This is a genomic window from Halomicrobium sp. HArcht3-1 (assembly GCF_058933345.1).
In genome coordinates this window covers 144,777-166,520 of sequence record NZ_JBZYDM010000006.1, presented here as the reverse complement: position 1 = coordinate 166,520, position 21,744 = coordinate 144,777, and the positions used below count along the sequence as shown (strand labels likewise).

26 protein-coding genes are annotated in these 21,744 nt (G+C 65.4%); 16 read left to right on the top strand and 10 right to left on the bottom strand.

Annotated features, from left to right (window positions below; genetic code table 11):
• Window positions 1-90 precede the first annotated feature (90 nt).
• Window positions 91-870: an alpha/beta fold hydrolase gene (locus AC5FRW_RS12090; RefSeq protein ID WP_493568715.1), complete on the bottom strand. Its 780-nt coding sequence runs from the start codon at window positions 868-870 to the stop codon at window positions 91-93.
• 144 nt (window positions 871-1,014) lie between these two features.
• Here AC5FRW_RS12090 and AC5FRW_RS12085 point away from each other — a divergent pair, with 144 nt between their 5' ends.
• The 4 genes from AC5FRW_RS12085 (at window position 1,015) to AC5FRW_RS12070 (ending at window position 5,669) form a co-directional block, all read left to right on the top strand.
• Window positions 1,015-1,260 carry a DUF7127 family protein gene (locus AC5FRW_RS12085; protein ID WP_493568714.1) on the top strand — a complete coding sequence of 82 codons (246 nt, stop codon included), beginning with the start codon at window positions 1,015-1,017 and terminating at the stop codon, window positions 1,258-1,260.
• Entirely contained in the window at window positions 1,257-3,533 is a 2,277-nt protein-coding gene (locus AC5FRW_RS12080) for a CDC48 family AAA ATPase (protein ID WP_493568713.1), read from the top strand. Before AC5FRW_RS12085 ends, AC5FRW_RS12080 begins: the two co-directional genes overlap by 4 nt.
• Before the next feature lie 516 nt (window positions 3,534-4,049).
• Window positions 4,050-5,168, top strand: coding sequence for an MFS transporter (locus tag AC5FRW_RS12075; RefSeq protein ID WP_493568832.1), 1,119 nt, complete (start codon window positions 4,050-4,052; stop codon window positions 5,166-5,168).
• A 231-nt stretch (window positions 5,169-5,399) separates the two neighbouring features.
• On the top strand, window positions 5,400-5,669 hold the full coding sequence (locus AC5FRW_RS12070; RefSeq protein WP_493568712.1) for a hypothetical protein: 270 nt from the start codon (window positions 5,400-5,402) through the stop codon (window positions 5,667-5,669).
• Window positions 5,670-5,698: 29 nt separating this feature from the next.
• Here AC5FRW_RS12070 and AC5FRW_RS12065 read toward each other — a convergent pair whose 3' ends face one another.
• The gene (locus AC5FRW_RS12065; protein ID WP_493568711.1) at window positions 5,699-6,421 is read right to left on the bottom strand and encodes a class I SAM-dependent methyltransferase; all 723 of its coding nucleotides are present in this window, start codon (window positions 6,419-6,421) and stop codon (window positions 5,699-5,701) included.
• A 115-nt stretch (window positions 6,422-6,536) separates the two neighbouring features.
• Here AC5FRW_RS12065 and AC5FRW_RS12060 point away from each other — a divergent pair, with 115 nt between their 5' ends.
• The gene (locus AC5FRW_RS12060) at window positions 6,537-6,950 is read left to right on the top strand and encodes a GNAT family N-acetyltransferase (protein WP_493568710.1); all 414 of its coding nucleotides are present in this window, start codon (window positions 6,537-6,539) and stop codon (window positions 6,948-6,950) included.
• Window positions 6,951-6,972: 22 nt separating this feature from the next.
• Here the strand turns inward: AC5FRW_RS12060 and bcp are convergent, their stop codons facing one another.
• On the bottom strand, window positions 6,973-7,428 hold the full coding sequence (gene bcp, locus AC5FRW_RS12055; RefSeq protein ID WP_493568709.1) for a thioredoxin-dependent thiol peroxidase: 456 nt from the start codon (window positions 7,426-7,428) through the stop codon (window positions 6,973-6,975).
• Between the two features lie 83 nt (window positions 7,429-7,511).
• Between bcp and AC5FRW_RS12050 the strand changes: the two genes are divergently transcribed.
• A complete protein-coding gene (locus AC5FRW_RS12050) occupies window positions 7,512-8,078 on the top strand; it encodes a DUF420 domain-containing protein (protein WP_493568708.1) in 567 nt (188 codons plus the stop codon).
• Window positions 8,079-8,099: 21 nt separating this feature from the next.
• Here AC5FRW_RS12050 and purF read toward each other — a convergent pair whose 3' ends face one another.
• The 4 genes from purF to AC5FRW_RS12030 form a co-directional block, all read right to left on the bottom strand.
• Window positions 8,100-9,542, bottom strand: coding sequence for an amidophosphoribosyltransferase (gene purF / locus AC5FRW_RS12045; RefSeq protein ID WP_493568707.1), 1,443 nt, complete (start codon window positions 9,540-9,542; stop codon window positions 8,100-8,102).
• Window positions 9,543-9,549: 7 nt separating this feature from the next.
• On the bottom strand, window positions 9,550-9,723 hold the full coding sequence (locus AC5FRW_RS12040) for a 50S ribosomal protein L37e (protein WP_493568706.1): 174 nt from the start codon (window positions 9,721-9,723) through the stop codon (window positions 9,550-9,552).
• Complete coding sequence (locus AC5FRW_RS12035) at window positions 9,720-9,902, bottom strand: LSM domain-containing protein (RefSeq protein WP_493568705.1); 183 nt, start codon at window positions 9,900-9,902, stop codon at window positions 9,720-9,722. The genes AC5FRW_RS12040 and AC5FRW_RS12035 overlap by 4 nt, the downstream gene beginning before the upstream one ends.
• A gap of 68 nt (window positions 9,903-9,970) precedes the next feature.
• A complete protein-coding gene (locus tag AC5FRW_RS12030) occupies window positions 9,971-11,032 on the bottom strand; it encodes a zinc-binding metallopeptidase family protein (RefSeq protein WP_493568704.1) in 1,062 nt (353 codons plus the stop codon).
• Window positions 11,033-11,119: 87 nt separating this feature from the next.
• On the opposite strand from AC5FRW_RS12030, the gene AC5FRW_RS12025 reads away from it, so the two are divergent.
• The 6 genes from AC5FRW_RS12025 to AC5FRW_RS12000 all read left to right on the top strand — a co-directional run bounded on the left by AC5FRW_RS12025 (window position 11,120) and on the right by AC5FRW_RS12000 (window position 14,588).
• The gene (locus tag AC5FRW_RS12025) at window positions 11,120-11,356 is read left to right on the top strand and encodes a hypothetical protein (RefSeq protein ID WP_493568703.1); all 237 of its coding nucleotides are present in this window, start codon (window positions 11,120-11,122) and stop codon (window positions 11,354-11,356) included.
• Between the two features lie 79 nt (window positions 11,357-11,435).
• A complete protein-coding gene (locus AC5FRW_RS12020; RefSeq protein ID WP_493568702.1) occupies window positions 11,436-11,657 on the top strand; it encodes a hypothetical protein in 222 nt (73 codons plus the stop codon).
• Window positions 11,644-12,096 (top strand): hypothetical protein, encoded by a 453-nt coding sequence (locus tag AC5FRW_RS12015; protein WP_493568701.1) that lies wholly within the window; start codon window positions 11,644-11,646, stop codon window positions 12,094-12,096. Before AC5FRW_RS12020 ends, AC5FRW_RS12015 begins: the two co-directional genes overlap by 14 nt.
• 52 nt (window positions 12,097-12,148) lie before the next feature.
• Window positions 12,149-13,099 carry a zinc-dependent metalloprotease gene (locus AC5FRW_RS12010; RefSeq protein WP_493568700.1) on the top strand — a complete coding sequence of 317 codons (951 nt, stop codon included), beginning with the start codon at window positions 12,149-12,151 and terminating at the stop codon, window positions 13,097-13,099.
• Window positions 13,100-13,183: 84 nt separating this feature from the next.
• Window positions 13,184-13,831: a DUF6517 family protein gene (locus AC5FRW_RS12005; RefSeq protein WP_493568699.1), complete on the top strand. Its 648-nt coding sequence runs from the start codon at window positions 13,184-13,186 to the stop codon at window positions 13,829-13,831.
• 112 nt (window positions 13,832-13,943) lie between these two features.
• Window positions 13,944-14,588, top strand: a complete 645-nt coding sequence (locus AC5FRW_RS12000; RefSeq protein ID WP_493568698.1) for a DUF6517 family protein — start codon at window positions 13,944-13,946, stop codon at window positions 14,586-14,588.
• Between the two features lie 7 nt (window positions 14,589-14,595).
• Here AC5FRW_RS12000 and AC5FRW_RS11995 read toward each other — a convergent pair whose 3' ends face one another.
• Genes AC5FRW_RS11995 through AC5FRW_RS11985 form a run of 3 tightly spaced genes read right to left on the bottom strand, consistent with a single transcriptional unit; the run spans window position 14,596 to window position 15,835 of the window.
• Window positions 14,596-14,826 (bottom strand): DUF8527 family protein, encoded by a 231-nt coding sequence (locus AC5FRW_RS11995; RefSeq protein WP_493568697.1) that lies wholly within the window; start codon window positions 14,824-14,826, stop codon window positions 14,596-14,598.
• Window positions 14,826-15,290 carry a nuclear transport factor 2 family protein gene (locus AC5FRW_RS11990; RefSeq protein ID WP_493568696.1) on the bottom strand — a complete coding sequence of 155 codons (465 nt, stop codon included), beginning with the start codon at window positions 15,288-15,290 and terminating at the stop codon, window positions 14,826-14,828. The genes AC5FRW_RS11995 and AC5FRW_RS11990 overlap by 1 nt, the downstream gene beginning before the upstream one ends.
• Window positions 15,290-15,835 (bottom strand): hypothetical protein, encoded by a 546-nt coding sequence (locus AC5FRW_RS11985; protein WP_493568695.1) that lies wholly within the window; start codon window positions 15,833-15,835, stop codon window positions 15,290-15,292. Before AC5FRW_RS11985 ends, AC5FRW_RS11990 begins: the two co-directional genes overlap by 1 nt.
• 348 nt (window positions 15,836-16,183) lie before the next feature.
• On the opposite strand from AC5FRW_RS11985, the gene AC5FRW_RS11980 reads away from it, so the two are divergent.
• The 4 genes from AC5FRW_RS11980 to AC5FRW_RS11965 are packed head-to-tail and all read left to right on the top strand — an operon-like array spanning window position 16,184 to window position 21,734.
• Window positions 16,184-17,965: a DUF4129 domain-containing protein gene (locus AC5FRW_RS11980; RefSeq protein WP_493568694.1), complete on the top strand. Its 1,782-nt coding sequence runs from the start codon at window positions 16,184-16,186 to the stop codon at window positions 17,963-17,965.
• Window positions 17,965-18,906, top strand: coding sequence for a DUF7269 family protein (locus AC5FRW_RS11975; RefSeq protein WP_493568693.1), 942 nt, complete (start codon window positions 17,965-17,967; stop codon window positions 18,904-18,906). Before AC5FRW_RS11980 ends, AC5FRW_RS11975 begins: the two co-directional genes overlap by 1 nt.
• Window positions 18,903-20,216: a DUF58 domain-containing protein gene (locus AC5FRW_RS11970; RefSeq protein WP_493568692.1), complete on the top strand. Its 1,314-nt coding sequence runs from the start codon at window positions 18,903-18,905 to the stop codon at window positions 20,214-20,216. The genes AC5FRW_RS11975 and AC5FRW_RS11970 overlap by 4 nt, the downstream gene beginning before the upstream one ends.
• Complete coding sequence (locus AC5FRW_RS11965) at window positions 20,217-21,734, top strand: DUF7519 family protein (RefSeq protein WP_493568691.1); 1,518 nt, start codon at window positions 20,217-20,219, stop codon at window positions 21,732-21,734.
• Window positions 21,735-21,744: the final 10 nt, after the last annotated feature.

Here is a 21,744-nt window from a genome sequence, read left to right as displayed (position 1 = left end):
CTTATACCCGTCGTGCGGCCGCACGGATCGATGACAGCCCAGCCGTCGAAGGACGGTGCAATGGCACCCGTCCCGTCGCTATGCCCCTCCTTACCGCTCGAATCGATCGTCCAGAAACTGCCCGAGGGCCGTGTTGAACGCCGCTGGACGTTCGACCATCGCCAGATGCGCCGCGTCGGAGATTACCTCGGTACGCGCGTCGCGAATCTCCTCGGCGAGGAATTCGTGGAACGCTGGCGGCGTCAGGCGGTCGTGTTCGCCACAGACGGCGAGGGTGGGAACGGTGATCTCGTCGAGTCGGTCACGGACGTCGAACCGATGGCACGTCTCGAAATCGCGGCACGTCACCGATTGGCCGACGGCACGCATCGTCTCGATGGACTGCTCGCGCACGCGAGCAGGCGGGTCGTGAAACAGCATGTCGGGTTCGTGGAGCCGGTCGACGGCAGCCTCGAAATCCGTCGCTAGCTGTTCACGCAAGGCTTCGTGGACCGATAGCTTCGCACCGGTCCCGGTCAGGACGAGCGCGTCGGGCGTCAGCTTTCCGTCGAGAACGCCCTGCAGGACGACGGCACCGCCCAGCGAGTTCCCGACCAGCACGTCGGCTCCCGTCTCGTCGGCGACCGCTGCCACGTCGGCGACGTACGCGTCGAGCGTCGCCGGGCCGGCCGCCGTCGCCACGTCGTCGCTCTCGCCGTGGCCGCTCAGATCGAGCACCACTGCCGACCGCGACGGGCGGTCTGGGCCGTACTGTGCGCTCCACAGTCGGTGGGTCCCGCCACTGCCGTGGACGTAGAGTGGCGTCGGACCATCTCCATCCTCGACGAGCAGGGAGGCCGTCGCTCTCCCATCGTGGGCCACGGTGTCCATGACTGTCCAGACGGGAACCATTCGTATAGTACTACGCCCGCACGAGATGTGAACCGCAATTGTACCACTAATTGCTAATCGGAACGCCCTATGGTGTTTTTCAGGGAAAAGTTTATATAGTTGTCTCACTAACTCATAGTTAGCATGACGAGTGAACAGCAGCTCTTCGGCGACGCACCGATGTCCCGCTTCGAGTACGACGACGCCGTCGTTCTGGCGGCGGATCTGGGCGTCGCCGGTGACGCTTCGGTCGATATCGTCGATGGCACGGCCATCGTCGTCGTCGACGACGAACAGTACGACATCGAGGTGCCCGCCGGGGACGCACGAGCGTTTATCCGAAACGGGGTTCTCACTATCGAAATGACCAGCGAGGTGCCCCAGGAATGAAACTCTCTGTCAAACCACTCAAGCAGAAAGACGCCGGTCGCGGACTCGCAGCGGTCGACCGATCGGCCATGGAAGAGATGGACCTCGAAAACGGTGATTACATCGTTATCGAGGGGGACGGTTCTCGGGCCGTCGCGCGTGTCTGGCCGGGCTACCCGGAAGACAGCGGCAAGAACGTCGTTCGGATCGACGGCCAGCTTCGACAGGAGGCCAACGTTGGGATCGACGACCGCGTCATCGTCGAGAAGGCCGACGTGTCCGTCGCAAAGCAGGTCACCGTGGCCCTGCCCCAGAACCTCCGGGTCCGGGGCAACGTCGGCCCGATGATCCGCAACAACCTCAGCGGACAGGCGGTCACGCAGGGCCAGACGGTCCCCGTGAGCTTCGGTCTCGGGCCGCTGTCGAGCATGAGCGGCCAGAAGATCCCGCTGCGGATCGCCGAGACCGACCCCTCGGGGACGGTCGTGGTGACCGACCAGACCGACATCGAGGTCAGCGAGAAACCCGCCGAACAGATCACCGGGGCGGCCCCCGGCGAGAGTGCGGGCGGCGAGGCGACCCCCGACGTGACCTACGAAGACATCGGCGGTCTCGACGGCGAACTCGAACAGGTCCGCGAGATGATCGAACTGCCGATGCGCCACCCAGAGCTGTTCCAGCAGCTTGGCATCGAACCGCCGAAAGGCGTCCTGCTCCACGGGCCGCCGGGCACCGGCAAGACCCTGATGGCCAAGGCCGTCGCCAACGAGATCGACGCCTACTTCACGACGATCAGCGGCCCGGAGATCATGTCGAAGTACTACGGCGAGAGCGAGGAGCAACTCCGTGAGGTCTTCGAAGAGGCAGAAGAGAACGCCCCGGCGATCGTCTTCATCGACGAGATCGACTCCATCGCCCCCAAGCGCGGCGAGACGCAGGGTGACGTAGAGCGACGTGTCGTCGCCCAGTTGCTGAGCCTGATGGACGGACTGGACGAGCGCGGTGACGTGATCGTCATCGGCGCGACCAACCGCGTCGACGCCATCGACCCTGCGCTCCGGCGTGGTGGTCGCTTCGACCGCGAGATCGAGATCGGCGTCCCGGACAAGGAGGGCCGCAAGGAGATCCTGCAGGTCCACACCCGCGGGATGCCGCTGGCCGACGACATCGATCTCGAAGCCTACGCGGAGAACACTCACGGCTTCGTCGGTGCCGACCTCGCGCAACTGACCAAGGAGAGCGCGATGAACGCGCTCCGGCGCATCCGTCCGGACATCGACCTCGAAGCCGACGAGATCGACGCCGAGGTACTCGAATCGCTGGAGATCCAGAAGAACGACTTCAAACAGGCGCTCAAAGGCATCGAACCAAGCGCCCTGCGCGAGGTGTTCGTCGAAGTCCCCGACATCTCGTGGGAGGACGTCGGCGGGCTGGACGACACCAAAGAGCGTCTGCGCGAGACGATCCAGTGGCCCCTCGAATACCCCGACGTGTTCGAGCAGATGGACTTACAGGCCGCCAAAGGCGTCCTGCTGTACGGGCCACCGGGCACCGGGAAGACGCTGCTCGCCAAGGCCGTCGCCAATCAGGCCGAGTCGAACTTCATCTCGATCAAAGGCCCCGAACTGCTGAACAAGTTCGTCGGCGAGTCCGAGAAGGGCGTCCGCGAAGTGTTCAGCAAGGCCCGCGAGAACGCCCCGACCGTGGTGTTCTTCGACGAGATCGACTCCATCGCGGCCGAACGTGGCTCACAGTCCACCGACTCCGGTGTCGGCGAACGCGTCGTGTCCCAGCTCCTGACGGAACTCGACGGGCTGGAGGCGATGGAAGACGTGGTCGTCATCGCGACCACCAACCGCCCGGATCTCATCGACTCGGCGCTGGTCCGCCCCGGTCGACTCGACCGACACGTCCACGTGCCGGTGCCCGACGAGGAAGCACGCCGCGCCATCTTCGCGGTCCACACCCGCGACAAGCCACTGGCCGATGGCGTCGACCTCGACCAGCTGGCCCGCCGGACGGAAGGCTACGTCGGTGCCGACATCGAAGCCGTCGCCCGCGAGGCCTCGATGGCCGCGACCCGGGAGTTCATCAACAGCGTCGACCCCGACGAGATCGGTGACTCCGTGGGCAACGTCGTCGTGACGATGGACCACTTCGAGCAGGCCCTCGACGAGGTCGGGGCCAGCGTCGACGACGAGGTGCGCGAGCGCTACGAGGAGATGGAAGAACGCATCGAACACAAGGAAGCCGGACTGGATCGGGACGACACCGTCTCCCGAACCTTCCAGTAGTACCTTTTTACTGCGTCGGGTTCGAGTCGCGCCTTCGGCGCGCTCGAACCACTCCTTGCAAAAATCTACGCTAAAAACGACCTCCGAGTCGCCGCTTCGCGGCGCTCGGAGCGAACCGCGGCGCGAAGCGCCGCGGATGCCCACGGTGATCAGTACAGCCGAACCACCTTTTTCCGCTGCGGGTGCGCCGGAGGCGCACCACTCGCGCAAAAACGTGGGCGAAAAAGCCCGGCCCTCACTTCGATCGGGCCGGTGAACCGGGCGACCTACCGGGTCCTGACGGACCACTCGGTCGCCCGGATGCCCGTCGGTCAGTACAGAGAAGAGACCTGTCGTTTGAGGCGATAGTATTACGGATTGCGGAAGTTATCATAACACAACAATAATAGTTCTACTTTCTCGAAGCTCAGTATGACTGTGTTGTTCTGGACGCCGCAGAAGAATCTCCCTCCGACGAGTGTGCTGAAATATTATCTCTACAAGTCGACAAAGGCTGTCGAATTTTATCGGCCGGTCATGTATCTCTTCTTTCTCGCGCAAGGCCTCGATTTTACGCAAATCGCTATTCTTGAGGCCATCTACAACCTGACAACGCTGGTCGGTGAGATCCCGACCGGTTACATTGGTGACCGTGTCGGACGTCGTAATAGTCTGCTCATCGGCACAACGCTCATCTCAGTCACGCTTCTCGGCATCGGGCTGTCACATTCGTTCTTGCCGTTAGCTTTTTTGTACGTCTGTTGGTCGATGGGCTACAACTTCCGGTCGGGAAGTGAAGATGCCTGGCTGTACGATACGCTCACGGATGACCTCTCCGAAGATCAGTTCGCACACGTCCGTGGCCGAGGTGAATCCGTCTCATTGGCGATCGGCGCAGGCGCGGCGATTGTCGGTGGCTATCTCGGGAGTATCGACCTTTCGTACCCGTGGTTCGTCGCTGCGGCAGTCACGGCACTCGGTGTTTTCGTCCTCCTCACGGTCGACGAACCGGAGACCTACGAACAAGCCGACACTTCGGAGTTGCACTTTCGTCGTACGGTTTCCATCGTCAGAAAGGCCCTCTCACGACGTGACATCCGGGCATTCGTCCTCTATTACTACGTCCTCTACGCGTCAGTAACGTACCTTGTGTTCGTGTTCCTCCAGCCGATTTTCGAGTCGGTCGTCCTCGATCTCGGTGTGTCCGAGAGCCAAGTAAAATCACTGCTCGGGTGGTTCTACGCGGCGTACAGCCTCTTCGGAGCGGGACTAAGTTACTACACTGGTGCGATACGCACTCGTCTCGGACTACAAACGTGGTTTCTCGTCTTGCCCTTCGTCGTCGGCGGAGCACTGGTGGGAATGTATTTCGTTCCGATTCTCGCTCTTCCGACGTTCCTGTTGATCCGAGGATTGTCCGATGTGACACGGTCATTCGCCGGCCAGTACATCAACGACCATATCGAGACAATGGGACGAGCAACTGTTCTCAGCGCGATGGCCATGATCAGTGGACTCGCAGTCGTCCCGTTCCAACTCGGGAGCGGTGTCATCTCCGACATTGTCACCCCGTCGTTCGCACTCGCCGTGGGCGGTGTCATACTTATTATCAGCTCCATTGGAATCCTGATGTGGGAGTCCCCTGTCAAGCAATAGTGGTCAATACGCACATGCACTGAACACGCAATTCAAACAGTCCACCGAACCAACAACACTCCCCGTCTGAAGCAAAACACATAGAATCCAACGAACAGGGGTTTCGAACCGCAATTTGAAACCGAAGACGGTGTTTTCTCGAAACAATACAGTCGTCCTTAAGGAATATTCTCACGTACGCTCGACATTAGGGAAACGTGTTTTAGTCCCCTCCCCATGTGTACTGCTAACATGGTAGAATGTGACAACTGTAGCAACCACGTACGCGAGGTGTGGCGACATCGTCGCCACGGCGAATCGATGACCCATCGCACTATCGAGTGGCTCTGTCCCGACTGTCATCCGGAGCTTCCGGTGTCACCTGCGGAGCCACCGACGGCCGAGCGGGCCATCGCCGACGGTGGCCGGCCGGCGAACGCGTGCCCGATCTGTTCGGCGGCGACGGCGAACGGACAGGGTCTCTGTGCCTGCACCGAGTGTGGCTGGACCGGGACGCTCTGATTCGCTTCGTCGGCCGACCGCTGTCACTGTCATGGCTCGTGGCCCGCCTTTCGAAGGGCCGCACGGTAACTCCCGCCCCAGTTGGGACGGACCACGTCGGCGACGGTCCAGGGGGTTGCCACCGACGCTTCTCGCAGTCGCTCCGGACTGAACAGCCGAAAGTGAAGAATCTCGCCCGTTTCGCCCTCGTACTCGAAGGTCAGCACGCGGTGTGCCAGTCCGGGCGTCGGATCCGGCCGGTAGCCGACGAGGTCCGCGACGGATTCGACGGTCGGATCGTAGCTGTGGACGACGGCGGTCGCATCCGGCGTCGTCACGTGGGCGAGGTCGGCGAGAAACGACCGGAGACCGTCCATCGAGCCGGCGAGACAGAGCTGGGTGCCGATTGCGAGCGCCGACTGAAAGCGGTCGCGCTCGAACTGCTCGCGGAGCGTGAACATGTCCCCGCGGCGGGCGTCTGTGACGCCACGCTCGCGCATCGTCTCGACGAGTGCATCGCTGACCTCGATGGCGACAGTCTCGAACTGGTCCTGAAAGGACAGTGCGTGTCGCCCAGCGCCAGCGCCGAGGTCGAGCAACGGCCCGTCCAGCCACGATTCGAGCCACTCGCCGTGGTCGGTCGGCTCGAAGTTCTCGAAGTAGAACGACTCGATGGGATGCTCGTCAGTCTCCTCGCCGTCCCGAAGGAGCAGTGGGTTCGCGCGCTCGTTTCGCTGGTGGTCACGGATCGCTCGACCGAAGGGGTCCGACATAGGTAGTGATTGTCGGATTCCAGTAAAGTGTGTTATTGTGACGTGGCAACAAGAGACAATTCAGTCGGAAAGTGGTTTGCACAACAGCCAAACCGATAGCACCAGACCCTGAGATATGGAACTCACTGCCGTCACGGACCACCGTGGCTACGTCGACGATCTGGTCGACTGCTACCGGACCCACGACTGGTGGGCCGGCCGTTCGAGTGACGAGGTCGAACGAGCCGTCGAGAACTCCGACGTGTTCGTCGGGCTAGTCGACAGCACCGACCGCCTCGTCGCGACGGGGCGCGTGCTGACGGACTTCGTCTACTACGGGAAGATATACGATGTCGTCGTCCACGAGGACGTACGTGACGAATCGGTCGGGCGGCGACTCCTCGACGAAATCACCGATCACCCGGATCTGGCCGACGTGGACGTACTCTATCTCTCCTGTGAGGACGACCTCGTCGAGTTCTACGAGTCCTGTGGCTTCGAGAAGCAAGACGCCGCTTCGGAGATGGCGTCGATGCGCTACGAGGGGTGACTACCGGCGGGTCCCCGAGACCTCACGCGAGGTCGTCGAGGATCTCCTCGGCGTGGTCCTCCGGCGACACGCCTTCGTAGACGGACTCGATACGCCCATCCGCGCCGATCACGTACGTGTTGCGAAAGACGCCATCGAACGTGTTGCCGAACATCTGCTTCTCGCCGTAGGAGTCGTACGCGCTGGCGACGCGGCCGTCCTCGTCCGACAGCAAGTGAAAGGGCAGGTCGTACTTCGCGGCGAAGTCGTCGAGGTCCTCGACGGGATCGTCACTGACGCCCAACACCGCAATATCCCGACCCTCGAAGCGATCCCACTCGTCGCGGAATCCCTCGGCTTCGATCGTACACCCTTCCGTGTCGGCCCGCGGGTAGAAGTACAGCACCACGCGCTGGCCGTCGTACTCCGAGAGGGCGACCGTCTCACCGTGCTGATCTGGCAGTTCGAAACCGGGTGCGTCCTCGCCAACGTCGAGCATACCGCCATCTCCTCGCGGCCGGGGCAAAGCACTGGCGCTCCGAGAGCGCAATTCGTTTGTCCGTTCGCTCTAACTGCTCGCCTATGGAACGACTGGTGCGGGAACGGATCGGGGTCGTGACGGCGCTGTTGACGATCGTCTCGCTGGCGCTCGTGTTCGGGGCGGTCCTTCGGGTCGGGCCGTTGACTGCACTCCCTGCCGCGCCTGACGCCGTGCTTGCGGCGATTCCCCACATCAACGCGCTCGTCAGCGCCACAGCAATCGCGACCATCGTCGTCGGCATTCGTGCGGTCAAGCGTGGCGATATTCGACGCCACCAGCGTCTGATGGTGACGACGTTCGGTCTGTTCGTGGCGTTCCTCGCACTGTACCTCTATCGTGTCTCCCTGCTGGGACCGACGGGATTCCCCGAGACTGCGCCGACGTGGATCGAGAGCTACGTCTACTTCCCGATCCTCGGGATCCACATCCTGCTTGCGATCGTCTGTATCCCGCTCGTCTACTACGTCCTGCTGCTGGCCTACAGCCACTCCATCGCCGAACTCCCGAACACGGCACACCCCCGCGTCGGCAAGGCGGCCGCGGGACTGTGGCTCATCTCCTTTACGCTCGGCATCGTCGTCTACGCGATGCTGTACTGGCTGTTCTGACGAATAAAAGAGAAAACGGCGTCAGTCGTCGGCTTGGAGCGTCTGGTCGCCGATGGCCGGCCGATCCACGTCGCGGTCGGTCTCCTCGCCCTCGATGTCGTAGGGGTACTGCCCCGTGACACAGCCGAGACAGAGTTCGTCGTGACCCTTCTCTAAGGTTTCGGCGATGGCGTCGACCGAGAGATAGGACAGCGAGTCCGATTCGATCTCGTCGCGGATCTCTTCGACCGACTTGTCGGCCGCGATCAGTTCCTCGCGTGTCGCCATGTCGATTCCCATGTAACACGGCGAGATGATCGCGGGCGCGCCGATGCGGACGTGGACTGCCTCCGCGCCGGCGTCTTTCAGGAGTTCGATCAACTGCGTCGAGGTCGTCCCGCGGACGATCGAGTCGTCGATGATCGTGACGGTCTTGCCCTCGATGGTCGACTTGATCGGGTTCAGTTTCAGCCGCACCGCCCGCTCGCGCTCGTCCTGCGTCGGCATGATGAACGTCCGGCCGACGTACCGGTTTTTCATCAGTCCCTCTGCGAACTCGATGTCCGCGCCGTCCTCCTGTGCGGCCTCGGCGTAGCCCGAGGCAAAGGCCCGCCCGGAGTCGGGCACGGGGAGGACCACGTCGCTCTGGACGCCGGATTCCTCCCAGAGTTTGCGCCCGAGGTCGCGGCGGACCTCGTAGACCAGATGGTCGTCGATCGTCGAGTCCGGTCGCGCGAAGTACACGTGCTCGAAGAAGCAATGGGCCGTGTTCTCTTTCTCGACGAGCTGATAGGTGTCGAAGCCGGTGCCGTCGTCGTGAAGGACGACGAGTTCGCCCGGTCGAACGTCGCGGACGAGTTCGCCATCCAGCGTATCGATGGCCGCAGATTCGGAGGCCAGCACGTACCCGTCGTCGAGCTTACCGATACACAGCGGGCGATTCCCTTCGGGATCGCGCACACCCATCACGGTCTCGTCGTGCATGATCGTCAGTGCGTACGAGCCGTGAATGCGCGACATCGTCCGCTTGACTGCGCGGACGAGGTCGGCTTCGAGGAGATTCCGCGCCAGATCGTGGGCGATCACTTCGGTGTCGCCGTCGCTGGTGAAGGCGTGGCCGAGGTTCGCCAGTTCGTCGCGGATCTCGCCGGCGTTGACGAGGTTGCCGTTGTGAGAGAGACCGAGCGAACCGGACTTGAACGACACCGAGAACGGCTGTGCACAGCAGGAGTCGACGCTACCGGCCGTCGGGTAGCGGACGTGGCCGATCCCGTTCGGTCCGTTCAGCGATTCGAGATCGTCCTGATCGAAGGCGTCGCCGACCAGCCCCATCTCGACGTGGCTGTGTTGCTGGAAGCCGTCGTGTGTGACGATGCCGGCCGACTCCTGGCCGCGGTGCTGGAGGGCATACAGAGAGTAGTAAAGCGGGCGGGCGGCGTCACGGTCTTCGAGTGCGATACCTACAACGCCGCACTTTTCGTGCATGTTCAGTTTATTCGCCGGATTTGCTCTGCCACTCGTAGCCGCGACGTTTGGCCGATTTACCGAAGCCACACGCCGAACAGACCTTCTTCTTGGTATGATAGGACTTTTCTCCGCAACGACGGCACTTCGTGTGTGTCGTCGTGTTCTTCTTGCCCTGGCTTGGGGTTCCTGCGCCAGTCATGGACTAATCGACACGACGTTATCGCCGCGTATAATCGTTGTGTCTTCGTCCTCGATGACGAGGTTCATGTGCTGGTCGTACCCAGAAAGCTCTCCCTCGTACAGTTCGCCGCCTTTGAGCTGTACGGTGACGGTTTCGCCCAGTGACGCTTCGAGCACGTCGAGCGGTCGTCCACTCATACCCCAAGGGGCTGGCGACGGCTGCTTAAACGTACCGCTTGCGTACGCCTCCTCGTCGATTGGTGAAACTACAGGTCGACGCGGAATGGTGCGAACGAGTCCGCACGCACCGCGAAGCCGGCCAGCAGGTCGGCCAGCGCGTCCAGATCGACCGGATCGATCACTTCGACCGGCGTGTGCATGTAGCGATTCGGCAGGCCGACATTGAGCGACGGGATGCCCCCACGTGTCGTGTAGAAGGCGTCGGCGTCGGTGCCGGTCCTGATGCCCGTGGCCTGTAGCTGTACGTCGATCTCTTCCGCTCCGGCGGTCTCGCGGACGGCATCGACCAGCACGGGGTGGTTCGCGCTCCCACGCGCGACGACCGGACCGTCACCCAGCGCGACGCCGCTGGATTTCTTGCCCGGCGAATCCGGCTGATCGGTCGCGTGTGTCACGTCGACTGCGATGGCGGCGTCCGGGTCGAGGTCGAACCCGACCATCTTCGCGCCCTGCACGCCGACCTCCTCCTGCACGGTCGAGACCGCATAGACGGTCGCGTCAGTCCCTCGCTCTGCGGCCCGTCGCAGCCCCTCGGCGGCGGCCCAGATGCCGATACGGTTGTCCATCCCTCGCGCCGAGAGGAGGCCGTTCGCGAGTTCGCTGATCTGCTGGTCGAACGTGATCGGGTCGCCCCGGTCGATCAGTTCGGCTGCTTCGTCGCCGTCTTCTGCCCCGATGTCGACGTGTTGCTCGCTCACGTCGGGAACCTCGTCACCGTCCGGGTCACGAAGGTGGATCGCCGTCTGACCCACGACGCCGTCGACGGTCCCGTCGGCGGTGTGGATGGTCACGTGCTGACCGCGCGAGACGGTGCTGTCCGAACCACCGATGCGCTCGATCCGCAGGAAGCCGTCGTCGGTGATGTCCCGGACGATAAATCCGATCTCGTCACCGTGGCCCGCCAGTGCGATTTCGGTGTCGCCACTCCCTTCGAGGACGGCCACTGCATTGCCGTAGTCGTCGGTCCGCACCTCGTCCGCGAACTCGCTGACGTAGTCGATCCACACTCGCTGGCCCGCCGTCTCGTACCCAGAGGGGGTGGCAGTCGCGAGCAGTTCGTCGAGAAACGCACGTCGTTGCTCGTCCATGGCACGCCTTTTGACGCCACCCGTGATGAACGTTTGTCTCACATCACCTGACCGAATTCATAAGTGGCGACCCGGTGAAACACGTGTATGTCGAAATTCACGTTCCTGGAACTCCACCTCGACGACGCGACGATCACGAACAACGCGCCCTACAGCGGGGCGGAGCCGACGGAAGAGTCGGCCGACGAGACTGTCGAGGACGACGGTGGCAGCGCTTCGATCCCGGTTCTGGCAGTCCTCGCGCTCGTTCTCTCCGTGGTGGCGGCCCTCGTCGCACGGGCCGTGCTCGGCTGTGACCAGCCCGTGGACCTGATCGACCAGTAGCAGGGAGTGATGGGGCCGGCGACTCGATACGATCCAGTTTGGGTGCGCCATTAAGTAGTAGGCTGACATACACGTCAGTGTGAGCCAAACAGATTCCCCCGAGGAACGGATCGACGAAACGACGACGTGGCCGGAGCTGGCGATCAGCCTCTACGACCGCCTCACCGGCCGAAACGCCGAGATCACCTACGAGTTCGAGGACATGGAAGTCGACGTGCCAAGCGGGACCGGCGAGGACGCGGAACACGCACACTGGCGTCTCGACGGCACGATTCGCGTGACGACCCGTGAAAACGAGTGAGTCGTCGGCGCAGGCACCGCTCGCCATCGACGCGGACCTCACGCTGACACGAGACGATCACGAGTACCGGATCACGGGGACGGGCGACACCGTCACGCTCGATGCGCCCTCACTCGGCGCGGCCGTCTCCTTGTTCCGGTCGCTGCCGACGGACCACCTCGACCGACTCGGGCCGCTTCTGGAGACGACCGGCGTGAGTGTCGTCGTCGCGGTGGACGGGCGGCGCATCGCCACACTCGAACCCACACCTGCGTGGGAGTCCGGCGGTGTCGGGGAGTTCGAAGTCCGGTCCGTCGATGTCCACCCACAGGGTGTCGCGGTGTCGGTCGTCCGAGAGCTTGGTCGCCATCCGGTCGCCGTGGTCGGTGTCGCACTGGTGATCGTCTGGCTGGTGCGACGCCTGCGACAGCGTCGACGTAGCCCGTCGGCACAATCCTGACGACCATCGCCGGAGGGAGAAGGCCTATCCCCTCGCCCCCACTTGTTCGTGTATGGGATTGTATCGCAGTGTACAGGCCGTCGCCGGTGCGTCCGGTGACGGACCGATCGACTGGACCGCCGTCGCCGAGGCGGCCAAGAGTTCGACAGATCCCGGATCGCTGGCGCTGACGGATCGACAGGAGCGAGCCTACGCGACGGACGTGCGCGATGCCCGCGACCGGGTTCGCGAGGTGGCCGACGTTGGGTTCGACCTCCCCGACACCGTCGAGATCCAGAACCGACATCACTGGATCGACGCAAACATCGAGACGTTCGAGCGGGTGATGCGCCCCATCGAGCAACAGGCCGAGATCATGCCCGGCGTGGCACGGATCGCCAACACCGGGTCGATGGCCTTCGCGCTCTCCTTTCTCGGCCGGAACGTCCTCGGACAGTACGACCCGCTCTTGCTGGCCGACGGCGACGAGCACGCGCTGTACTTCGTCCATCCGAACATCGAAAAGGTCGCGGACATGCTCGTGGTCGACGCGGACCGCTTCCGGCGCTGGATCGCCTTCCACGAAGTCGCCCACGCGGCGGAGTTCGGTGCGGCACCGTGGCTCTCGGCACACATGGAGTCGAACATGGAGGAGGCCATCGAGGCCCTGACCGAGGGGTCGATCGACCGCACGTCGCTTGGCGCACTCGACACGACGATGACGGCCGTCGAGGGGTACGCCGAACTCGTGATGGACCGTGCGTTCGACGACGAATACGACGACCTCCGACGGAAGCTCGACGAGCGCCGCGGCGGGCAGGGACCAGTGGCGAAACTGGTCCGTCGCCTGCTGGGACTGGGCATGAAGCGGCGCCAGTACGAACGGGGCAAAGCCTTCTTCGACGCCGTCGCCGACGAGCGCGGCGTCGCGGGCGCGAGCAAAGTCTGGGAACGGCCGGAGAACCTCCCCACCGACGACGAACTCGACGACCCGGCCGCGTGGCTCCACCGAGTCGATCCCTGATCGGAACGGCACAGTCGGGGACGGCGAGGGCCGAGACCGTCCACGGGCCAGCAGGCATATATCGACGGGGGTAAATCCCCGACTATGCGAAAAGCTGCACTTCTACTGACAGTCGCCGTCGTCGCGACGACGGCTGGCTGTGGCTTCATCACCGGAGACCAGGCACTGACGTTCAGCGCAGACCCAGCGCCGGTCGGCGAGGACGCGCTCTCGGAGGCTGGCTACGAAGAAGTCTCGACGGACCGCCAGACAGTCGAACGGAACTTCACCGTCGCGGGCCAGACCCGGACGGTCAACGTCACCAATCAGCTTGCACAGTACGACCGCGGGGTCGAACTGCCGGGCCTTGGCACCCAGCGTGCGGGGCTGTTCGTGACCTTCGCCAGCCCGCAGGTCGAGATCGCGACGCGGACGTTCAATCCGATCGACGGTCTCTCGAACCGCGAGCTTCTCTCCCGGTTCAGTTCCCAGTACGAGGGACTAAGCGTGGGCCAGCAGGTCGACAACCGAACGGCCACAGTCCTCGGACAGGACGCGCCCGTCGAGAAGTACGACGGGAGCGCTCAGTTGGGCGGGACATCCGTAGATGTGTCTGTCCACGTGACGAGGGTCAAACACGAGGGCGACATCGTCGTCGCGATCGGCATCTATCCGAAGGCACTGTCCGGCGAGGAAGCGCGCGTGTTCACGCTGCTCGAAGGGATCGAGCACGCGCAAGCGACCGGGGAGTAGTCCCGGACAGAAACGACAGCCGCCTGCGACTCGACGGCGATTCGTCGACCGTGTGTAGCACCTTTCTGTCAAGGCATCGGCGATATGGGGTCGAGGCGACTAGTGTGGGTGAATGCGTGTCTCGACCATTTTCCTGACGGCCGTCGTGGTCACCGCGACAGTCGCCCCCGGTCTCGTCGCGACGGATGCGGGCACGACCTTCGAGGCCTCGCCGGCGACGGTGAGCGACGAAGCACAGCAGACGGCGGGCTACGAGATCCAGCGAGCCGACTCCCAGCACGTCTCGCGTACCGTCACGTTGTTCGGTCAGACCCAGCGTGTCACCGCGATCAACGAACTGGTACGGTACGACCGCACGCTCGAAGTCGCCGGTCTCGGAACCCGGCGAGCGGCGACGGTCGTCACGCTCGCAAGCCCCGAGGTACGACTGCTGTTTGGCTCGTTCAATCCGATCGCTCGGATGTCGAACGACGAACTCGCCGAACAGTTCGACGCCAAGTTCCGGCGACTGAACGTCAGCGACCGGGTCGGGAACCAGACGCTCGACATCCTCGGTACGACGGCGCTCGTCGACGAGTACGACGGTCGTGCCCGCCTCGGACGGCGGTGGATCGACATCGACGTTCAGGTCACGAACGTCGAGCACGAGGGCGACTACGTCGTGCTGCTGGGAATCTATCCGACGGGTACAGACGGGGAACGCGAGCGAGCGTTCACTATGTTCGAGGGCGTCGAACACGACGGAAATTCGTCGTGAGGCCTCGCTACCGTCGCCGATTATCGTAGCCGAGCGCGATACTGTCGGGGAACACCCACCAGCCAAGCGCGGCCCCGGCTACGGTGCCGCCGATGCCCGCACCGGCCACGAGCGGGAGTGTCGCCTCGCCGTTCAGCGCCACGAGCGCCATCGAGAGTCCGACCAGTAGCGCGAAGCCGATGCGGAACTTCAGCAGGAAGTCCGCACGGTCTTCGTCGGATGTCGTCGGACCGACCATCACAGGTCACCCGGCGTCGAGACGTGCATGCCGACGAACTGCCACGGGGCGTCCTCGGTCGTCGAGCGATCCGCGTTCGCCGTCGGTTCGCCGTCGGCACGCCGTCGTTCCAGCGTCCCGCTCCATCGGGTGTCGAACTCGTAGCGGATCCGTCGTTCGGTGTCGGTCCAGCCCATCGCAACGGTGTCCGCGAACCACGCGTAGTCCCCGCGGTCGGTGACGTGCAGGTCCCGGCTCTCGACGGTCCAGTCTGTCGTCGTCCGGGTCTGCTCTCGCAAGCCGTCTCGGACCGCATCGGCACCGACCAGCCGCTCGCTGATCCCGACTTTCACCACGTCGCCGTCGGCGAAAAACGAGCCGAGTGGGTCCCCCGAACGGAGCGCCGCGTAGTAGGTCCGAACGGCGGACGCGGCCGTACTCGTTCGGTCGCCGCGTGCTCGCCCGTCGCCCCCGTCTGTCCCCATCAGTGGAATCCCCTGCCGACTTCGTCGTCGACGACGTCCTCGAACTCCGCTTCGAGCAGTTCCTCGGCTTCCTCGAACGTGTCGGTCAGGTCGTCCAGCTGATCCGGGCGGTCGTAGTGGTCGAACTCCATCGGGCCGTAGGCCGGCGAGTCGAGTGCGTCCATCACGTCCTCGAACAGTGCGTCCGGGGTCGTCGGCGCGTCGGCGTGCGTTTCGAGGACCGTTTCGAGGTTCTGGACCTTCTCTTTGGCCTCGTCTTCGTCTTCGAGTGGCTGCTGGACACCGAACCCACCACTGCCGCGCTCGGGAAAGAGCGGGTCGAGTTCGTCGTCGATTCGGCGAGCGACCCGCGAGCCGATACCCTGTACGTCGTAGGGGTTCTTCGCGTAGGTCTTGAGCTGAAAGACGCCCACCGACGGGTGGCCGACGTACAGGTCTTCGCCGATCCCCGAGGCCCGATCACCGCCGACGGCGCGCCAGCCACCGGGGTCGGCGTTCGATTCGACGACGTCTTCGAGAATGTCATCCCACTCACGAACGCGCATACAGCGGGGTTGGTGGGGGATCTGAAAATACCTATCGGTCGGCGCTATCGGGGCGCTGTCGCCCGATACGGACTGTCGACGATCTATCCCGGATCAGTCCCACGATCCCGTGCCGTCGGCCCGAACCACGGCGAGGCCGAACCGTCTGATACGGACAGTTGTATGTACTTACCGGAGAGCGTCGCCACGGGTAGACGCTCACCGGTAAATTGCTACAACGTTCCGTCTGAATCGACCGAGGATTTCTTTGCGGGCGACGCCAACACGTACGGTAGAACCGCCGCTGGTCCCCCGGCGTGGCAGTGGTGCCGGTCCGTCACGCCGTCCGGGATCGATCGCTCCCCATACATGTACGAACGCGGCCCCTCCGAACCGACGGCACGCCTCTCGACCCGACAGTTGCTGGTCGTGGCGGTGTGTGCCGTCGGCCTGCTCGTCGCGGCGCTCGCGATGCCGGCGACAGCGCCGAGTCCAGAGCCGCTGACGCTCGATTTTCTGGATCAGGAGTCTGACTGCACCATCTCCCTGTCCGAGACGCCGGTGCCCGGCCAGTCGGTGACGGCGACGATCCGATACGACGGCGAACCGGTCAGCGATAGCCGAGTGTGGTTCAATGGCCGCGCCGTCGGCCGGACCGACGAGGACGGACGAGTCACGGGGACGGTCCCGTACCAGAAGCGCCTCCGTATCGAGGTCGAACTGCCGAGTGGCGGCCAGTGCCAAATCGGCTCCTCGACGGGCGGCGAAGTGTCGCGTCCCGACTCGCAGGGTGTGTCTCCGGCCGGACTCGGTGGCGTCGCGACCCAGCAGGCCCAGCAGGCCGAAAACGGTTCGAGCGAGTATCCCGTCCGTGGGCGCATCGATATCGCCGTCGAGCGCCAGCCCTACCCCGGCGAGACGACGACGGTCCGGGCCACGATGGTCGGCAACCCAGTCCCGAACGCGACCGTGTCGGTCGACGGCCAGCAGGTCGGGCAGACCGACGCCGACGGACGGGCGACGATCCGGGCACCCGAGCAGGGCGACGGGACGCTCCGCGTCGAGGTCGAACGCGGCGCGTTCAGGAGCGTCCGAGCCGTCACCGTCCGCCGACTGGACGTAGCCGTTGAGTCGGTGTCGTTTCCGGCCGTCCCCGGCCAGCAGGCGACTGTCACGGCGACGCTCGGGGACCGACCGGCGACCGACAGCGCCGTGACGATGGGTGGGTCCTCGCTGGGCCGGACCGACGCTGCCGGGACCGTCGACATCCGTCTGCCGGCCGATCCGACCACGCGCGTCACCGTCACGACGGCCGACCAGACCGCCAGCTACCCCGTCGCACTGGTGTACATCCCGACGGCGCTGTTCGCGCTCCTGTCCGTCGTGGTCACCGTCGGTCTGCCCATCGGCGGCTACGCTGCCGGCGGGCGGCGTGGCCTGGCCGCCGGGACCGTCGCCGTCGGCATCATCTACGCGCTCACAGCCGGCTATCTCGTGGGCGGCGGAACCGGTCTGTTGGGTGCCGTCGCGCTCGTCGTGCTCACCGTCGGGCTGCTTTCGTTCCTCAGGAGCGACCGGGACGCCGGCAGTGTGGCACGCTCACTGAAACGAGCGGTCGGCCGGTTCGGGGATCGGCTCTTCTCGGACACGCTGTGGCTCACCGGGCGCATCGAGTCGACGCTGGACGGCATCGTGCGTCGGGTCGAGCGGTTCGAGGACCGACTCGCGAGTGCATCGCTCACGGACGTGCCGTCGTGGCTCGCCGGTCTCCTGGCCCGGTTGATCGCGTTCGTTCGCGGACTGATCACGTCGCCCCGGCGGCTGTTCGGCCGGACGACATCGGGCGAAGATACCGACGGGGAGCCGTCCGTCGACGAGACAGCGGTCGATGCCGACAGGTCGCCGACCGAACGATTCAGGCGCGTCTGGCGGCAGTTCGCCAGACAGGTGATCCCCGACGAGTGGCCCCGCAGAACGGCCGGTGAAGTGTCGCGTCGCGCGGTCGAGCGGGGACTGCCCGAAGCGCCCGTCGACGCGCTGACCGACACCTTCCGGGCCGTCGAGTACGGCGACGAACCGCTCACAGAACGACAGTTCGAGCGGGCACGGACGGCGTTCGAGACCATCGTCGACGAGGAGGAGGAGTACTGATGCGTCCGACGGCCGGTATCGGCGCGGTGTTGGTCTGCCTCGCAGCGGTGGCGCTCGTACTGGGCAGCGGTGGCATCGGCGCGTCGGCGGGATCGGCACTGATCGTCCTGCTTGCGCTGTTCGGTGTGGTCGCTGCGGTCTGGAAACTCCTTGGCTCACCCAGTACCGACGACCAGTCGCTCCTCGCTGCGCCCTGGACCGACGAGGGTGCGCTGTTCGAACAGTCGCCCGAGCGGTCACGCGGCGAGGACGTGCTCTCGGGCGAGTCGTTCGCCGCCGTCCTCGCCGAGGCGGGCGAGCAGGCCCGGGCCGAGCGGTCGCTGGAGGCTGGCTTCGAGATCGTGCGCCCGATCCTCCGGCGTGCGCTCGTGGATGCACTCGCGATACAGTCGTCACGAGACGAGGTCGAACAGGCGGTCGAAACGGGAGCGTGGACGACCGATCCCGTCGCCGCGGCCGTCCTCGAACCGACGTGTTCGTTCCCCTCGCGGTCGCTGCGCCAGCGCATCGAGGCGTGGCTGTTCCCCGAGCGTGTCGTCAGGCGACACCTGCAACGGACCGTGCAGGCGATGGCCGAAGTCGGCGGGGAGTCGATCCCGATCGTGCCCGGACAGAACGCACCGCGGTCGGTCCCGGTGATCCAGCCGACGCTCGAAGACCTCCGGCGCGGCGTCGACGGCCGCGTCCAGCGCGCTGTCGACCCCCTGCGGACGGCCCGCGGACCGCGGCCACCCGGACAGGACGAGGTACCGGTCGACATCGACGGCGAGCGCGAACGAAACACCGAGACGGCCAACGCGAACGGCGCGACAAACGACGGGGCCGACGCGAACGACGCGACCAGCGGCGAGGCCGTGGCGGCCGAGGAAACTGACGACAGTCCAGAGACGCCCGAGCGCGACCGATTCGTGCGAGCGGACGACGGGGGGAGCGAGCGATGAAGCAAGCGTCGACGCGCTGGCGCGGTGCCGTGGCGGCGGCCATCCTCTTCGGAGCCGTCGGCGTCCTCACCCGGAGCGGTGCGCTGTTGCTCGCCGGGGTCGTCCCGCTCGCCTATCTCGCCTACGGCTTGCTCACCAGCGCCCCGAGCGAGGCGACGGTGTCGGTCACGCGCCACGTCGACCCGGACCTGTCGCCGCCGGGGACGCCCGTCCACGTCACGCTGACGGTTACCAACGAGGGTGAAAACGGTCTCTCGGACGTGCGCGTCGTCGACGCGGTGCCGACCGATCTGGCCGTCCTGCGTGGCTCGCCGCGACTCGGGACGACGCTCGAACCCGGCGCGTCGGCGACTGTCGAGTACGTCGTCGTCGCCCGGCGGGGCGTCCACGACTTCGAACCACCGACCGTCCGGGTTCGGAGCCTCGGCGGGACGAGCGTGACGACGGTGCGCCCGGCCGTCACCGGGGAGCGGGAACTGGTCTGTCGCCTCGACGCCGAGGCACCCCCGATCGACGATCACGGCTCGCAGTTCGTCGGGCAGTTGACCACCGACGACCCCGGCGAGGGACTGACCTTCCACTCGACCAGAGAGTACCGCCGGGGCGACGACGCCAGCCGGATCGACTGGCGCAACTACGCCAAGCGCAACGAACTGGCGACAGTCAACTACGAGCAGCGACTGGCGGCGACGGTCGTGCTCGTCGTCGACGCACGCCGGATCAGTCGCGCGGTGCCGGGGCCGGGTCGACCGACCGCCGTCGAACTGTCGGCCTACGCCGCGACGCACGCCGTCGGCGACCTCCTGCAGGCCGGCCACGAGGTCGGCGTCGCCGTCGTCGGCACCGACGGACCGGGGCCGGCGGGACTCCACTGGCTCCCACCGGCGAGCGGTCAGCAGCAACGGTCGCACGCGCTCGACATGTTCGAGACCGCGACGACCGCGACGACCGGCGCGCCCGACACCGACCGGCAGATGACCGAACTTCTGGCGCTGGCACCAGCGGGGGCACAGCTAGCCATGTTCTCGCCGCTGCTCGACGACCGCCCCGTTACTGCTGTGGAGACGTGGCGCTCACAGGGGTTCCCGGGTGTCGTTCTCTCGCCGGACGTGGTGACGGACAACACCGTCAGCGGCCAGTTCGAGCAACTCCAGCGCCACACGCGACTGGCACGCTGTCAGGCGACCGGGGCGCGCGTGATGGACTGGCGTCGCGGGACGCCGCTGCCACTGGCACTCGAATACGCGTTCGCCGCCGACGAGCGCCTGCCCGGGCAGCGACAGGCCGGCATCGACGGGAGGGTCTCGTAGATGGCGCTGTTCGGACCGCGTCTCGACCGGCCGACGGCACTGGGCGACGAGGGGCGACCGCGGGCGACCAGCCTGACGGTCGTGTCGCTGCTGGTGTTCGGGGCGCTGGTCGTCTCGACGACCTGTCCGTGGAACTATGGCCTTCGCTTTGGCGACGGACTCGTACCGACGCTGCTCGTGCCGTCGTGTGCCAGCGTCGGGCGGTTCGCGCTCGGCCTCGCGACGCTGACGGGGCTGGTGACGGCCGGCATCGCGCTGGCGAATCGCGACCGGTTCGCGTCGCTGTTCATCGGCCAGATCATCCTCCTGCCGCCGGGGACCGCCCTCGTGGGTGGTCTCGCGGCCTTGCTGTTCGTTCGGCCGGCCTACGGCGTCTTCTTCACCGGCTTCGCCATCGCCCTGCTCGCGCTGGGAAGCACTTGGACGGACACCGCGTCGGCAACCTCGGTCCGGCCAGCGCTGTTTCAGGAGGGGCTAACCTACGTCTCGATCCTGCTGTGGGGCGTCTTCGGTTCGCTGCTCTATCTCGCGGTGGTGCTGGTCCGGGCGACGGTCTCCGCGACCGATCCGACCGTCGGCCTGTCCGTGTTCCTGCTGTACGTCGGTGCCAGTGCGATCCTCCTCCGGATCGGCCTGCGGTGGATGCCGATTCGACAGCTCGCACCGCGCCACCGCCGGCCGACCGTCGACGCCGTGCTGGCCCGCGTCCGGCGGATCGACACGATCCTGCTCGTCGGCTCGGTCGTCGCCGTCGTGCTGGTGCTCCCGCTCTCGTTTTTCGGCGTCTTCACGACGCTCTACCGAGTGGCACCGTTCGTCCCGACGGTCTTCCGCCTGCTCGTGGCCCCACCGGTCGTCGCCGTCGTCCTCGGTGTCGGTCTTCTCGCCGTCCTGCTCGGAGTGGTGGCGCTCGGATTACGGCGACTGACGCGCCCAGTCGAGACGCGCGCGAATCGCTCGCTCGCGCCCTTCGTGGCCGGACTGTTCCTCACAATGGGCATGCTCCCGTTCACCTTCTCGCTGCTCCCCGTGCCGCTGCCGGTGTCGGTGCTGGTGCTCGTCGTGCTGTTCGGTCCGATCGCACTGTACTTCGTCGGCGGGGCGCTCGTCCTCGCGGAGTACGCCGGGATGCTGCCCGCACGTGCCGGCGGGCCGGCGCTGGCCGCGTTCGGGATGGTCGTGGCGACGGTCGGGGCGGGACTGCTTGGCTTGCCGGGACCGGTCGTCGTGGCACTTGCCGCCGCCGCGATGATCGTCTGGGACGTGTCGGCGTTCGGACTCGGCGTCACCGCCGAACTGGGCCATCTCCCGGAGACGCGGCGGCTGGAACTGTTTCACGCGGTGATCTCGGTCGCAGTCGGCGTCGTGATCGTCCTCGTCGTCGGCCTGCTCGATCTGGTACGGACGACAGCCGTCGGTGACCGGACCGTCCTCGTCGCGGCGGGGATGGCCGTGTTCGGCGTACTGGTCCTGCTACTGGGCGTTCGTGGCTACGCCGGCGGTGAAGCCGTGGATTGATGGGGCCACA

What these genes read in the sequence shown, in the direction of transcription:
- AC5FRW_RS12090 (WP_493568715.1), bottom strand. Translation starts at nt 870, where the DNA reads ATGGACACCGTGGCCCACGATGGGAGAGCGACGGCCTCCCTGCTCGTC.
- AC5FRW_RS12085 (WP_493568714.1), top strand. Translation starts at nt 1,015, where the DNA reads ATGACGAGTGAACAGCAGCTCTTCGGCGACGCACCGATGTCCCGCTTC.
- AC5FRW_RS12080 (WP_493568713.1), top strand. Translation starts at nt 1,257, where the DNA reads ATGAAACTCTCTGTCAAACCACTCAAGCAGAAAGACGCCGGTCGCGGA.
- AC5FRW_RS12075 (WP_493568832.1), top strand. Translation starts at nt 4,050, where the DNA reads ATGTATCTCTTCTTTCTCGCGCAAGGCCTCGATTTTACGCAAATCGCT.
- AC5FRW_RS12070 (WP_493568712.1), top strand. Translation starts at nt 5,400, where the DNA reads ATGGTAGAATGTGACAACTGTAGCAACCACGTACGCGAGGTGTGGCGA.
- AC5FRW_RS12065 (WP_493568711.1), bottom strand. Translation starts at nt 6,421, where the DNA reads ATGTCGGACCCCTTCGGTCGAGCGATCCGTGACCACCAGCGAAACGAG.
- AC5FRW_RS12060 (WP_493568710.1), top strand. Translation starts at nt 6,537, where the DNA reads ATGGAACTCACTGCCGTCACGGACCACCGTGGCTACGTCGACGATCTG.
- bcp (WP_493568709.1), bottom strand. Translation starts at nt 7,428, where the DNA reads ATGCTCGACGTTGGCGAGGACGCACCCGGTTTCGAACTGCCAGATCAG.
- AC5FRW_RS12050 (WP_493568708.1), top strand. Translation starts at nt 7,512, where the DNA reads ATGGAACGACTGGTGCGGGAACGGATCGGGGTCGTGACGGCGCTGTTG.
- purF (WP_493568707.1), bottom strand. Translation starts at nt 9,542, where the DNA reads ATGCACGAAAAGTGCGGCGTTGTAGGTATCGCACTCGAAGACCGTGAC.
- AC5FRW_RS12040 (WP_493568706.1), bottom strand. Translation starts at nt 9,723, where the DNA reads ATGACTGGCGCAGGAACCCCAAGCCAGGGCAAGAAGAACACGACGACA.
- AC5FRW_RS12035 (WP_493568705.1), bottom strand. Translation starts at nt 9,902, where the DNA reads ATGAGTGGACGACCGCTCGACGTGCTCGAAGCGTCACTGGGCGAAACC.
- AC5FRW_RS12030 (WP_493568704.1), bottom strand. Translation starts at nt 11,032, where the DNA reads ATGGACGAGCAACGACGTGCGTTTCTCGACGAACTGCTCGCGACTGCC.
- AC5FRW_RS12025 (WP_493568703.1), top strand. Translation starts at nt 11,120, where the DNA reads ATGTCGAAATTCACGTTCCTGGAACTCCACCTCGACGACGCGACGATC.
- AC5FRW_RS12010 (WP_493568700.1), top strand. Translation starts at nt 12,149, where the DNA reads ATGGGATTGTATCGCAGTGTACAGGCCGTCGCCGGTGCGTCCGGTGAC.
- AC5FRW_RS12005 (WP_493568699.1), top strand. Translation starts at nt 13,184, where the DNA reads ATGCGAAAAGCTGCACTTCTACTGACAGTCGCCGTCGTCGCGACGACG.
- AC5FRW_RS12000 (WP_493568698.1), top strand. Translation starts at nt 13,944, where the DNA reads ATGCGTGTCTCGACCATTTTCCTGACGGCCGTCGTGGTCACCGCGACA.
- AC5FRW_RS11995 (WP_493568697.1), bottom strand. Translation starts at nt 14,826, where the DNA reads ATGGTCGGTCCGACGACATCCGACGAAGACCGTGCGGACTTCCTGCTG.
- AC5FRW_RS11990 (WP_493568696.1), bottom strand. Translation starts at nt 15,290, where the DNA reads ATGGGGACAGACGGGGGCGACGGGCGAGCACGCGGCGACCGAACGAGT.
- AC5FRW_RS11985 (WP_493568695.1), bottom strand. Translation starts at nt 15,835, where the DNA reads ATGCGCGTTCGTGAGTGGGATGACATTCTCGAAGACGTCGTCGAATCG.
- AC5FRW_RS11980 (WP_493568694.1), top strand. Translation starts at nt 16,184, where the DNA reads ATGTACGAACGCGGCCCCTCCGAACCGACGGCACGCCTCTCGACCCGA.
- AC5FRW_RS11975 (WP_493568693.1), top strand. Translation starts at nt 17,965, where the DNA reads ATGCGTCCGACGGCCGGTATCGGCGCGGTGTTGGTCTGCCTCGCAGCG.
- AC5FRW_RS11970 (WP_493568692.1), top strand. Translation starts at nt 18,903, where the DNA reads ATGAAGCAAGCGTCGACGCGCTGGCGCGGTGCCGTGGCGGCGGCCATC.
- AC5FRW_RS11965 (WP_493568691.1), top strand. Translation starts at nt 20,217, where the DNA reads ATGGCGCTGTTCGGACCGCGTCTCGACCGGCCGACGGCACTGGGCGAC.